Origin of the sequence: Saccharothrix deserti (assembly GCF_009769385.1) — a bacterium.
Taxonomy (GTDB): Bacteria; Actinomycetota; Actinomycetes; order Mycobacteriales; family Pseudonocardiaceae; genus Actinosynnema; species Actinosynnema deserti.
The window spans coordinates 84,829-97,636 of sequence record NZ_ML775959.1 but is presented as its reverse complement, the minus strand read 5'-3'; the positions used below and the strand labels follow the sequence as shown (position 1 = coordinate 97,636).

At 71.5% G+C, this 12,808-nt stretch carries 6 protein-coding genes; 5 read left to right on the top strand and 1 reads right to left on the bottom strand.

Going from position 1 to position 12,808, the window contains the following annotated elements:
• Positions 1 to 143: 143 nt before the first annotated feature.
• The 4 genes from FM051_RS00315 to FM051_RS00300 all read left to right on the top strand — a co-directional run bounded on the left by FM051_RS00315 (position 144) and on the right by FM051_RS00300 (position 9,271).
• The gene (locus tag FM051_RS00315) at positions 144 to 2,234 is read left to right on the top strand and encodes a cellulase family glycosylhydrolase (RefSeq protein ID WP_238412002.1); all 2,091 of its coding nucleotides are present in this window, start codon (positions 144 to 146) and stop codon (positions 2,232 to 2,234) included.
• Positions 2,235 to 2,552: 318 nt separating this feature from the next.
• Complete coding sequence (locus tag FM051_RS00310) at positions 2,553 to 5,780, top strand: hypothetical protein (RefSeq protein ID WP_158839385.1); 3,228 nt, start codon at positions 2,553 to 2,555, stop codon at positions 5,778 to 5,780.
• The gene (locus FM051_RS00305) at positions 5,770 to 8,424 is read left to right on the top strand and encodes a CHAT domain-containing protein (RefSeq protein ID WP_158839383.1); all 2,655 of its coding nucleotides are present in this window, start codon (positions 5,770 to 5,772) and stop codon (positions 8,422 to 8,424) included. The genes FM051_RS00310 and FM051_RS00305 overlap by 11 nt, the downstream gene beginning before the upstream one ends.
• Complete coding sequence (locus FM051_RS00300) at positions 8,408 to 9,271, top strand: toll/interleukin-1 receptor domain-containing protein (protein WP_158839381.1); 864 nt, start codon at positions 8,408 to 8,410, stop codon at positions 9,269 to 9,271. The genes FM051_RS00305 and FM051_RS00300 overlap by 17 nt, the downstream gene beginning before the upstream one ends.
• On the opposite strand, the gene FM051_RS00295 is transcribed toward FM051_RS00300, so the two are convergent.
• Positions 9,243 to 10,199 carry a hypothetical protein gene (locus tag FM051_RS00295; protein ID WP_158839380.1) on the bottom strand — a complete coding sequence of 319 codons (957 nt, stop codon included), beginning with the start codon at positions 10,197 to 10,199 and terminating at the stop codon, positions 9,243 to 9,245. The two genes, FM051_RS00300 and FM051_RS00295, sit on opposite strands and share 29 nt — an antisense overlap.
• A 272-nt stretch (positions 10,200 to 10,471) precedes the next feature.
• Here FM051_RS00295 and FM051_RS00290 point away from each other — a divergent pair, with 272 nt between their 5' ends.
• Complete coding sequence (locus FM051_RS00290; RefSeq protein WP_158839378.1) at positions 10,472 to 12,685, top strand: ATP-binding protein; 2,214 nt, start codon at positions 10,472 to 10,474, stop codon at positions 12,683 to 12,685.
• The last annotated feature ends 123 nt before the right edge of the window (positions 12,686 to 12,808 follow it).

Genomic DNA, 12,808 nt, shown 5'->3' with positions numbered 1-12,808 from the left:
ATTCGCCCACCGTCTCAGCAGTCGAATTCCAGTCGAAACCCTTGCGTCACCCATCCGTTACCGCCAACATCATGACGAAACAGCGTCGGCGCGCGTTCGGTTCCCCACCCCTCCCGCTGCCGCATGCGATTACGAGGAGCGTCATGTCCGATATGCGCGGCAAGCTGAGAAAAATTCGTTGGCGGGTCGGCCTGCTGGCGACCGGAATGGCCTCGTTGCTCGCGAGCGTGGGCGTCGTCGCGGTGACCGACGCCCAGGCGGCCGCGGGTTGCCGCGTGGCGTACTCGGTGCCCAGTCAGTGGCAGGGCGGCTTCAGCGGGAACGTCAACATCACCAACCTGGGCGACCCGGTCAACGGCTGGCGGCTGACGTGGGCCTTCCCGTCGGGCCAGACGGTCAGCCAGGCGTGGAACGCCTCGGTCACCCAGTCGGGCAGCCAGGTCACCGCGACCAACGTCGGCTGGAACGCCAACATCGCCACCAACGGCACGGTGTCGTTCGGCTTCAACGGGTCGTGGACGGGCTCGAACACGGCTCCGACCTCGTTCGCGCTCAACGGTGTCACCTGCACCGGCAGCACGGCGCCCACGACCACCACCACGACGACGACCACAACCACCACGCCCGGCAACCCGCCGGCGGGTGACGCGATGGCGCAGGTCGCGGCGATGCAGCCCGGCTGGAACCTCGGCAACTCGCTCGACGCGGTGGGCAGCGACGAGACGGCCTGGGGCAACCCGCGCATCACCGAGGCGCTGCTCGACAACGTCCGCGCGCAGGGCTTCAACAGCATCCGCATCCCGGTCACCTGGAGTGCGCACCAGGGCGCGGCGCCGAACTACACCATCGAGTCGGCCTACCTGAACCGCGTCAAGGAAGTGGTCGACTGGGCGTTGGCGGACGGCTTCTACGTGATGATCAACATCCACCACGACTCGTGGCAGTGGATCAACACCATGCCGACCGACCGCACCAACGTGCTCGCCCGCTACAACGCGGCCTGGACCCAGTTGGCCACCGCGTTCCGGGACTCCTCCAGCAAGCTGGTACTGGAGAGCGTCAACGAGCCGCAGTTCACCGGCAGCTCCGGTGACGCCCAGAACGCGCAACTGCTGAACGAGCTGAACACGTCGTTCCACGGCATCGTGCGCCGGTCGGGCGGCAACAACGCCACCCGCCTCCTCGTCCTGCCGACCCTGCACACGTCGTCCGAGCAGGCCCGGCTCGACGAGTTGGCCACCACGTTCAACTCGCTCAACGACCCGAACCTCATCGCGACCGTGCACTTCTACGGCTACTGGCCGTTCAGCGTGAACATCGCGGGCGGCACGCGGTTCGACGCCACCACGCAGAAGGACCTGACCGACTCGTTCGACCGCGTTTACAACACGTTCGTCGCGCGCGGTATCCCGGTCATCATCGGCGAGTACGGCCTGCTGGGCTTCGACCGGCACACCGGCACCATCCAGCAGGGCGAGAAGCTGAAGTTCTTCGAATTCCTCGGCTACTACGCCCGCACCAAGAAGCTCACCACCATGTTGTGGGACAACGGCCAGCACTTCGGCCGCACGTCGTTCCAGTGGAGCGACCCGGAGTTGTTCGGCCAGATCAAGTCGAGCTGGACCACGCGTTCCGGCACGGCGTCGGCGGACCAGGTGTTCAGCGCCAAGGCGTCGGCGGTCAGCGCCAAGTCGCTCACGCTGAACCTCAACGGCACGTCGTTCGTGGGGCTGCGCCAGGGCAACACCGACCTGGTGCGCGGCACGGACTACACCGTCTCGGGCGACCAGCTCACCATCACCGCCTCGGCGATCACCCGGTTGAGCGGATCGCGGCCGTACGGCACGAACGCGACCCTGTCCGCCCGGTTCTCGCAGGGTGTCCCGTGGCGGATCAACCTGGTCACCTACGACACGCCGGTGCTGCAGAACGCGACCGGGACGACGAGTGCGTTCGCCATCCCGACCAACTTCCGCGGTGACCAGCTGGCCACCATGGAGGCCAAGTACGCGGACGGCAGCAACGCCGGCCCGCACAACTGGACCTCCTACAAGGAGTTCGACCGGGCGTTCGCGCCCGACTACACCGCCGGCACCACCAAGCTGACCTCCGACTTCTTCGCCGAGGTCACGGACGGTTCGCGGGTGACGCTCACGTTCCACTACTGGAGCGGCGCCACGGTGACCTACTACGTCACCAAGTCCGGCACGTCGGTCACCGGCACCACCTCCTGACCGACCGCGCACCGACCGACCGCGCACGAAGGCCGGTGGCCCGGAGCACCCGCTCCGGGCCACCGGATTTTTGCCGTCCACCTTCTCGCCGCCGGTCGCGTTCCCGCTCCACTCCCCCACGCGGGGGATGGAGACCGCAATTATCGTGTGACTATCGCGCGACGAATCGCGCCGCAACTGACCGGAAGTGCGCCGGGTGGACAACTTCCGGACACAAACCTGACACGAATTCGGCCGTCCCAGTGGTCCTTCCGGCCGGGGCTATGCTGTGAGCCACTATTCCAGTCGCCCTATTCAGCCGTAGGCCGAAGGACCGCCATGCGCAATCGGCTCCACTCGACATTCACGCTGCTAATCACGGCGGTACTGCTCGCGAGCTGCACCGGGAGCCCGGAGGAACGCCATCCCGCTCCCCCACCCGAGAGCGCCGATTTCGTGGTGTCCTACGCGGGCGCCGCGGGCCGGCTCGGCGGGCTGGACACGGTCGAGACCAAAGCGCAGTTGCGCGACTGGGCGCGCATCGCGCTCGCCGCGAACCTGGAGCTGGACAGCGCGAAGCTGCGGGACACCGCCTACGACACGCTGCCGATGCGCGACGGCGGGTTCAGCGACCTCTCCCGGCAGAGCACCGGGCCGGGGCGGTCGCTGTTCGACGGGGAGACGCTGCACCTGCTCGTCCCCACCGACGACCCGCACCGCGCCCGCACCATCGGGCAGCTGCTCGACCAGCACCGCACCGACTCGGGCGGCGACCCGCAGCGGGTCCGCGTCCACCCGTACACGGTGCGCGCCGAGACCGGCACGATCGACATCGCCGCCGAGGAACCGGCGTCCGCCGCCGACGTCCGGGCCGCGAACGGCTACGTGTCGATGCGCGTGGACGACAAGGCCGCGTTGACGGACTTCCTGGCCAAGACCGAGATGCTGTCCACGCTGGAGACCCGCGACGGCGGGATCTGGGCGGCCGGCTGGAACTGGCCGGACCAGGACGGCGCCGGGCTGACGTTGGAGGAGGTGTCGACGCTCCAGCGCGGCTACCAGCGCGGTTCACCGACGCCCGGCTTCTCGCTCGACCCCGGACCGTCGGAGACCCCGCAGGACCTGCGGGCCGTGCTGCCGAACATCAGCGGCGAGATCATCGACCGGGTGCTGACCGACAACTGGGCCGGCTCGCCGTTCACCTCGTCCGACGACCTCGCCGGGTACGTCGAACTGGCCCTGTACGACAACGGCGTGCCGGCGGCGGAGCTGGCGCAGTTCGGCCTGACCGACGACCGGGTCCAGCTGTGGGGCCTGCTCGGCGCGATGTCCGGCCAGTCCACCTACAGCCAGGCCCGGTACGACGGCGGCCTGGCGGGCACCAGCATCGGCGTCACCCTCTTCTACACCGACTACATGGCCAAGGACTGGGCGAACGGCGTCGGCTCCGGCGTGCCCGCGAAGGCCGTGGAGGGGTTCATCCCCGACCCGGACGCGTGGACGCCGTGGAGCCACTGCGACACCGGCACGACCAGCGAGAGCGGCCGGCTGTGGCTGGGTCAGAACGACTCGGCGTTCGCGTTCGACGACAAGTCGATCAGCATCGGCGCGCAGTCCACCCGGCTGTTCTCCCGGTCCGACGGCGACGACGGCGGCGAGGTCGAGCCCAGCTACGCGTTCGGCCGGGGTCTGAAGTGGTGGGACCAGAACTACCAGGCGGTGGCCGACTACGAGCCCCAGTACCAGCGCCTCGACCAGATCATGCGGTGGAGCGGCGCGCTGGAGTGGCTGGTCGCCAAGACCTCCGCCCGGCTGCCGCAGCTGGAGGACTCGGAGATCCGGTCCGACATCAGCTTCGCCGGGTGGTACGCGGCGAACGCGGAGCTGCGCGAGCGCTCGCCGATCCGGTTCGTCACGCCGCCGTCGGCCACCGAGGAGGCGGTCGTCCCGGCGCCGTCCAGGACGTTCGACAGCTGCGGCTACCGGACGATCTACGGCGGCGTGTCGCTCGGCGACGTCATCGCCCGCAAGGGCGCCGAGGCGAACCGCGCCGACCTGCCGGGACCGGTCAACCGGGCGGGCGCGGGCGGTGATTCCAGCTTCGACCCCGCGACCGGCAGGGGTTCGGTCAAGCAGAAGGCGCTGGACGCCGACGGCAAGGTCGTCGACAGCCTGGAGCACCGGTTCGACACGTCGGGCGACGTCGTCACGGTCGAGGCGGTCGGCGGTCCGCGCAAGGTGGTGTCCCTCGGTGGCCTGAAGCTGATGCTGGACGGCAACCGCACGGTGAAGACCCGGATCGACGCCAAGGACGGCCGCGTCTCGGAGCAGGTCCACTACCAGGACCACGAGGTCGGCGAGCTGACCGCGGTGAAGGACGGGGGTGTGGTCACGGTCCACTGGCGGCGCGGTGCGCTGGACCGGGCTCGGACCATGCTCGAATCGCTCCAGAGCCGCCTGACCGCCTCGCCGTCCGACACCCTGCCGCCGATCAAGGACGGTGTGCTGCAGACGTTCCGGGACGGGGCGGGCGGGGTGGAGTACCGCGTGGACGGCGAGTGGTCGGTGTCGGTCAGCGGTGACCAGCCGCCGCCGGGTGGTGTGACGTTCCGGCTCGGCTCACCGAGTCCGGGTGGCGGTGAGCCGCGGTTCCAGTACGGCACGATCAAGCGGAGCACCGAGCCGCCCGCCGACAGCTGGGTCGACGTCACGCCCGCCACCGCCGACCAGGCCGCGATCGCGGTGTTCACGGACCCACCGGCGGGTGACGCGCGGACCGTGAAGGTGAGCGGCAACGGCGGCGAGTCGACCGTGCGCGTCGTCGGCGACCACGCGGTCCACCCGGGCCGCGACCCGGTCCTCAGCACGCCGGAGGGCCAGGCGCTGGCCGCCGAGTTCCCGCGCGCGCTGCAGGCCATGAACGAGGCCGCGGCGGCGAAGGACGGCCTCTACCGGCCGATCCAGCTGCTCGACGACGGCTTGGCGCTGGTCGGCGCGACGGAGATCCGGTTGGTGTCGGGCCACGACGCGTGGGCGTTCCGCGTGCGCAGCGCCCTCCACGGGAACGGGCCGCGGACGATCCTGGTGCGGTTCGAGGGCGACCGGGCCGTGCTGATCGACGCGGGCCGGCTCAAGGTCGAGTCGCGCCGGGACATGACGCTCGGCGAGGCCGTCGACCAGTCCACCGCCGACTCGTACGTGCACGAGGATTTCCGCGCCACGCTGCCGATGGAGAACGGCCGGATCGTCGCGACCGCCATCCCGCGTGACATGAAGGTGCGGGTCCGGCCGGCCGTCGTCGTGGGCCAAACGGTGCTCGACGTGATCACGCGGCCGGACGTCCGGTCGCACGCGGGCGCCGAGTGGCAGCGGGTCGAGCGGCCGTCCCGCGTGACCACGGTCAACGGCGGCAACAACACCACCGTGAGCGGATCACCCGCGCCGACCGCCACGACCGGCGCCAACGGCACGTCCGGCACCAACGGCTCCACCACGGGCTCCGGGGCGACCGTTCTGCTGATCTGCCCGGACACCGACGACGCACCGGCCGGGTGCGATGGCGAGTGACTTCGAGGTGGAGCCGGACAGCCCGATCGGCCGTGCCCTCGCCGCGGCGCGGCGCGCGGTCGACCGGGCCGACGTGCGGCGGGTCGACGCCGCCTACGAGACCGTCTTCGAGTTGGCGGACGGAGGCCGGCTCGGCGAGTCGGTCGCGATCGACCACGTGGCCACGCTGCTGAACCTGGGCGCGGTCACGCGGGCGTCGCAGCGGTGCGAGGAGTACCTCGGTTCGCTGGGTCGCGATCACGTCGAGCTGCTGTTGCTGCGGGCCGAGGTCAGCAGCGCGGGCGGTGACCACGCGCGGTCCGGTGACGACGTGAAGGCGATCCGGGTGGCGCTCGACCGCGGGGCCGTGCTCGACCCCCAGGACCGGGCACGGTTGCTGCGGCTGGAGGGTCTGGTCGCCGCCGACCAGGGCGATCTCCTGCTCGCCGAACGGAAACTGGGCCAGGCTCGGGACCTGTTCGTGCGGCTGGACCACGAGAGGGGCGCGGCCGGCGTCGACGGCGACCTGCTCATGCTCGCCGTGCGGCAGGGCGTGGAGCCGGCGGTGTCGGACGTGGTCTCCGGGCCGCCGCCGCGCACCACCGGCGAGTACCTGTTGCGCGCCTCGGCGCTCCGGCAGGAGCTGCGGTACGAGGAGGCCTACCGGACGTTGCTGGAATGCCTGGAACGCACCGAGGTCGACCCCGCGCTGCGGCTGCCGGTCCTGGCGCAGCTCACCACCCTGGTGTGGTTGACCCGCCGACCGGACCTGGCCGAACGGCTGCGGCCGGTGCTGCTCGACGCCGCCGAGCAGTCACTCGACCCGGTGGCGGCACGGCGGGAAGTGGAGGGGTTGTCGCCCGAGGGCGTGGCCGATCCGACCAGGTCGCCCCGGTTCGAGCGGCGGATCGAGTACGCCCGCCGGATCCTCGTCGCCGGACGGCTGGAGGAGGCGGAGAACCTGCTCCTCGAAGTCCGCGACCGCGCCCGGAACGACCGCGAGGCGGCCGCGTGGCACCTGACCGCCGGTGAACTCGAATGGGCCAGGCACCGCGAGTCCGGTGACGACTCGTTCCTGCGTGAAGCCGTCAACCAGCTCACCGCCGCCGCCGACCGGGCCACGTCGACCGCGCTCACCGAGACGCGGGCGTTCGCGCTGCGGCTGCTCGGCCGGGTGTTGTTCAAGCTCAAGGCCGACGAGCGGGCGGACGTGTGCTGGGTCGAGGCGCACCGGCTGGAGGAGGAGGTGGCCCGACGGCAGGACACCGACGCCGTGCGGGTGCGGATGCTGCTGTCGGCCGCCGACGAGCACGACGAGCGCATCCGCGCGGCGGACGACGCGATGACGGACGACAACCGGCAGGGCGTGGCCGGGATCGTGGTCGCGATGGAGCACGCGCGCGGCGCGACGATCCTGGACGGCCTCCTGCCCGGCGGCCGTGGTTTCGCCCGCGACCTGCCGCCGGTGAGCGACCTGGACGCCGCCTGGCGGTGGGTGGGCGACGTGACCCGTGACCTGCCGAAGTCCCAGGTGGTGTGGATGCTGCGGGCCACGCCGGACCGCGTGCACCACGTCCTGCTCGGTCGCGGCTCGCTGCGCCACTGGTCGACGGCGGTGCGGCGGGAACAGGTGGTGGACGCGGTGAAGGGGCTGAAGTCCTGGTGGGGCGGGGAGGTGCTGGACCTGGGCATCGCCACCGGCCAGTTCGAGCAGAGCCTCACCGAGATCGCCGGACTGCTGGGCCTGGCCCCGTTGGCGGACCTCCCGGCGCACGTCGACCGGATCGCGGTGGTGGCGGGCGGTGTGCTGTCCGACGTGCCGTTCGCCGCCCTGGTGCTGCCCCGTGACGAGAAGCAGCCCGGTGACGCGAAGCAGCCCGCTGAGGACAAGCAGCGGATCGGCGACCGGTTCGCGTTGTCCGACCTGCCGTGCCTGTCCGCGCGGCGCCCGCTGCACCGCCGGTCGCGGTCCCGGCGCGGCGACCGGATGCTGCTGGTCAGCCCGCCGGACGCCGGGATCACGGCGGCCGGTGAACGGCCCGGCCGCACCGTGCTCGACGGCGACCGCGCCACCGCGGCCGAGCTGCGCGGGGTGCTGGAACGCCGTCGGCACCAGCAGGTGCGCATCGACAGCCACGGCGAGCACGACCGCGCCGACTCGGACCTGTCGTGGCTGCAACTCGCCCCCGCCGGGCCGGGTGGTCTGCTGTGGTTGAACGACCTGCGAGAGCTGGACCTCGGCGGCTGCGGCACGCTCGTGCTGGGCGCGTGCGAGTCCGGTATGGCCGACCGGGTCGGGCGTGACGAGCCGGTCGGGCTGGTGCGGGCCGCGGTGCAGGCGGGCGCGGCGTCGGTCGTCGCGGCCAGGTGGGTGGCGGACGACGCGGTCGCCGCGGCCCTGCTGGACCGGTTCGAGGACTACACCCGCTACCTGCCGCGCGACGTCGCGCTCAAACGGGCCCAGGACGACGTCGTGCGCCGCGACGTCGTGGTCCGGGTGCGCGTCGACGGCGAGCTGGAACCGCTGCCCGATCAGGACCACCCGGCGCGCTGGGCCTGCTGGACCGTCTACGGCGATCCGGGGTGGCAGACGGCGGCGGGGCCCGTCCGCCGGGCGCTGCGCCGCAACATCGACAACTGGAGGCGTCGTGCCGCACACCGCTGACCGCCCGAACGTGTTCCTGTCGTTCTCCGGGAACGACCGCGACTCGGCCAGGCTGCTCGCCAAGGAGTTCGGCGCACGCGGTTTCGACGCGTTCGTGGACGAGTTGAGCATCGCGCCGGGCGCGGACCTGCTGCTCGCGATCAACCGCGGCATCGACGAGTCGGACTACTTCGTGCTGCTGTGGTCGCGGCACACCCTCGACCGCAAGTGGGTGGCCGCCGAGTGGACCGCGGCCCTGGCCCGTGACCTGGACCAGCGGCGGTGCTTCCTGTTCGTGGTCCGGCTGGACGACACCCCGTTGCCGACGCTCCTCGCGCCGCGCAAGTACCTGGACGCCGACGACGACCTGGTGGCGGTCGCGGACGCGCTGGCCGCGGTGTGGCGGCGGGATTCCGGCGTGGGCACACCCGTGCTGCCGCCGCCCGGCCAGTCCGCCGTGAGCGGTCCGACGATCACGGTGTACGTGCGGAACCGGGCGCTGGCCGTGGCGCACGCCGTGAAGGTGCCCGCCGCGACCACCGGCCGGAGTCTGAAGAACCTGGTGCGGTTGGCGCTCGCGCTGCCCGACCAGGAGACCAAGTTCGACGGTGCGGTGGGGATCAGGTTCGGCTACGAGCTGCTGCGGGGTGAGGAGCGGATCCCGGACGACATGGCGGCGGTGGCCGGCCTCGCCGATGGCGACACCGTCGACCTGGAGGTGCGGATGGAGTCGTTCGGGCCCGACGGCACGTTCGCGAAATCGGCGTTCCGCCAGGATTCGTCCGGCGGTCTGCCACCGGAGATGGTCCAGAGGCTGGTCAGGTCGGCGTTCGACCACCTCATCCCCCGGCAGCGTCGGCCCAGGTGATGCCGTAGGACAGGTTCGGCTTCAGGTCGGTGAACGTCAGGTGCACCTCACCGGAGGCGTCCGCGGTGACGGGCTCGCGACTCGACTCGGGGTCGGCCAGCTCGATCGGCAGCGTGTCCCGGAGCCGCCAGATCCCGCCGGGCACCCGGTCGGGGCCGAAGCGGACGTGCAGGCTGAACGACGCGCACGGGAAACGCGGGGTGCACACGTAATAGGGCGCGATACCGCGTTCCGGCGAGAGCCGGATGCGGAACGCGTACTCGTGCTCCTCGTTGCGCCGCAACGGTTCCGGCAGGCGCAGCGCGAACCCGATGCGGTTGGTGGACTTGCGCGCCCGGTTGGTCAGCACCCCGCCGTACAGGACGTCCAGGCCGACGTCGTCCAGCGGGCCTCGGCCGGGGTCCGGTGGCTCCAGCGTGACCGACAGCTCGACCTCGGTGAGCCCGTCCCGTTCGGCGACGATCCGCCGCCTCTCGATCACCTCCGGCACCGGCAGGTCGAGCACGACGGCCGCGCTCAGCTCGGCGGTGCGCCAGGGCAGGTCGGGCGCGGGGAGGCGGACGTCCGGGTCGAGCGCGCGTTGCGCGATCCGCAGCAGGGCGTCGTCGATGCGGCGGCGGGCGGTGCGGTCGTCGCGGTCGATCCGCAGCGCCACCGACCGCACCCGTTCCTGGTAGAGCCGGGTGTCGCCGTCGAGCCCGAACGCCAGGGCCGCCGCCGCCTTCAGGTCCTCGGGCAGGCCGCGGGCCTGTGCGTCCAGCCAGTCCCGGAGCTGCCGCCTGACCCGCGCGGGCCCCTCGCCGGCACCGATGCCGACGAGCCGGCGCAACGGCGGCGCGACCCGTGAATCGATATCGGCGCTCTCGATCCCACGCCCTTTGCGCAGCGATTTCAGTTCGGCGACGAGTTCGGCGACGCTGATGTCCACTCCGCACCTCCACCCCGTGCGCCGGAAGCGCACCGACGCGCACAGCGTGCCACGGACCGTCCGGCGCCGGTGCGGTGTTTCCGGGTTTCCGATTGTTTCCCCGTGTCGGAAACCACTGTCCCGGGTGAACCCGAATCGGCATCCTTCGGTTGTGGGGATTTCGGAACGGCCCGTGGGCAGTGGAGGTGAGCCGGTTATGCACACACACGCCATCCTGGTGTTGATCTGCGGTTTCCCGTTCGGCTGACAGAGTGCCGGGCCATAATGCGGCGGTGAGCGATCGGGCGACGGAGTTCGGCAGGGAACTGCGGCGGCGACGTGAGGCGGCGGGGTTGTCGCTGACCGCGTTGACGGCGCGGGTCCACTACAGCAAGAGCCACCTGAGCAAGGTGGAGAACGGCCACGCCACAGCGAACCGGGAATTCGCTGTGGCGTGCGACTCCGTGCTCGGCGCGGGCGGCGCGCTGACGGCACTGGTCGCCGTGCCCGAGCCGGTCGGGTTCTCCGGACTGCCGGCGGTGACCTCGCACTTCACCGGGCGGGACGAGGAACTGCGCCGGATCGACGCCGTCCTGGTCGACGGTCCCGCCACGGTGTGCGTGCTCGACGGCATGGCGGGCGTGGGCAAGACGGCGCTCGCGCTGCGCGCCGCGTGGACCGCCGAGGCCCACTTCCCGGACGGCTGCCTGTTCCTCGACCTGCGCGGCTTCACCCCCGGCGACAGCGGGTCGACCGGTGACGACGTGCTCGACCGGTTGCTGCGGATGCTCGGCGTGCCCGCCGAGGACGCGCCGCGCGACGAGGACGGCCGGGCCAACTTCTACCGCGACAGACTGCGGGGCAGGCGGATGCTGCTCGTGTTCGACAACGTCCGCAGCGCCCGGCAGGTCATGCCCCTGCTACCGGCCGAACCGAGGTGCCGAGTGCTGATCACCAGCAGGAACCGCCTGAACGCGTTGGACGACGCGGCGCACGTGTCGGTGGGCATGTTGTCCACCCCGCAGGCCGTCGAACTGTTCCGCGCGGTGGCGGGCGAACGGGTGCTGTCCTCCGGCGACGACGTGGTGGAACGCATCGTCGAGCACTGCGGGCGGCTGCCGCTGGCCGTCCGCATCGCCGCCGCCCGGTTCCGGAGCAGTCCGATGTGGACGCTGCCGGAGTTCGCCGCGCGGCTGGCGGACGAGGCGGTCCGGTTGAGCACCCTGGACGACGGCGAGCGCAGCGTCACGGCCGCGTTCACCCTGTCGTACCGGGGTCTCGCGGCCGACCAGCAGCGCATGTTCGGCCTGCTCGCGCTGCACCCCGGACGCGAGGTGGGCGTGCACGGCGCCGCCGCGTTGGCCGGGGTCGGCGTCGCGGAGGCCGAGCGGCTGCTGGCCCGGCTGCACGACGCGTACCTGGTCACGCAGCGCCCCGGCGGTTACACCGGGTTCCACGACCTGATGCGGGCGTTCGCGATCGAGCACGCGTTGCCCGCGGTTCCCGTCGCCGACCGGGACGCCGCCGTGCGCCGGCTGTGCGACCTGGCGTTGGCCACCACGGCGGCGATCGACGAACTGCTCGTGCCGCAGCGCTACCGGCCCGCGTTCGAGACGGCCGACCCGCCACCGGTGACCGAGGTGTTCACCGACCGGGAGGCGGCGGTGGCGTGGCTGGACGCGGAGTGGCCGAACCTGGTGGCGCTGTGCGGCACGGCGTCGGCCCGGGGCTGGCACCGGACGTGCTGGCAGCTGGCGTTCCTGCTGCGGGACTTCTTCTTCCGGACCAAGCTGTGGGACGCGTGGATCCACACCCACCGGCTCGCGGCCGCCGCCGCGCGGGCGGCGGGTGACACGAACGCGTTGGCGATGACGTTGAACAACCTCGGCATGGCGCACGTGGACCGGGGTGACCTGGAGGCCGCGTCGGAGCACTACGAGGAGGCGTTGGCGCTGTTCCGGGCTTCGGCGGACGAGCACGGGACGATCAGCGCCCTGTCGAACCTGGCCTGGGTCAACCTGTACCTGGGTGATCACGCGAAGGCGTTGCGGGACATGGGCACCGCGCTGGAGTCGTACCGCCGGACGGGTTCCCGCCGCAACGCCGCGATCACGTTGCGCGGGATGGCGTTGACGGAGACCGAGCTGGGCGCGTTCGAGGACGCGCTGCGGCACGGCACCCAGGCGCACGACGAGTTCGTCGCGCTCGGCCTGGACCTTGACCTGGCGATGGCCCTGAACTGCCTGGCCTGGACCCACTTCCGCGCCGGCAACCTCGACGAGGCCGTGACGTGGTACGAACGGGCCGCCGACACCGCCGCCCGCTGCGGCAGCAGCCACGAGGTCGCCAGGGCGGAAACGGGCTTGGGCAACGTCGCCGCCGGCACCGGCGACCACGAGACCGCCGAACGCCTCTGGACCTCCGCCTCCACCAACAACCTCGACCCGCTCATGGTGGGCGAGGAACGTGCCCGGCGTTCGCTGGTGGCCCGTCCCACAAGTCCGTAGCGCCGGCGTTCGACTCCATTCGATTCGAACGACATCGCGATCAATCCCTGTTGAGACAGCCCGGAAATCGAATGAATTCGACGACGACCGGCCCGTTGCGCGGTCGGCCGGGTTCTGTGTACG

Bases quoted from the DNA above. Each gene is read 5' to 3' on its own strand.
- FM051_RS00305 (WP_158839383.1), top strand. From the start codon at position 5,770: ATGGCGAGTGACTTCGAGGTGGAGCCGGACAGCCCGATCGGCCGTGCC.
- FM051_RS00315 (WP_238412002.1), top strand. From the start codon at position 144: ATGTCCGATATGCGCGGCAAGCTGAGAAAAATTCGTTGGCGGGTCGGC.
- FM051_RS00310 (WP_158839385.1), top strand. From the start codon at position 2,553: ATGCGCAATCGGCTCCACTCGACATTCACGCTGCTAATCACGGCGGTA.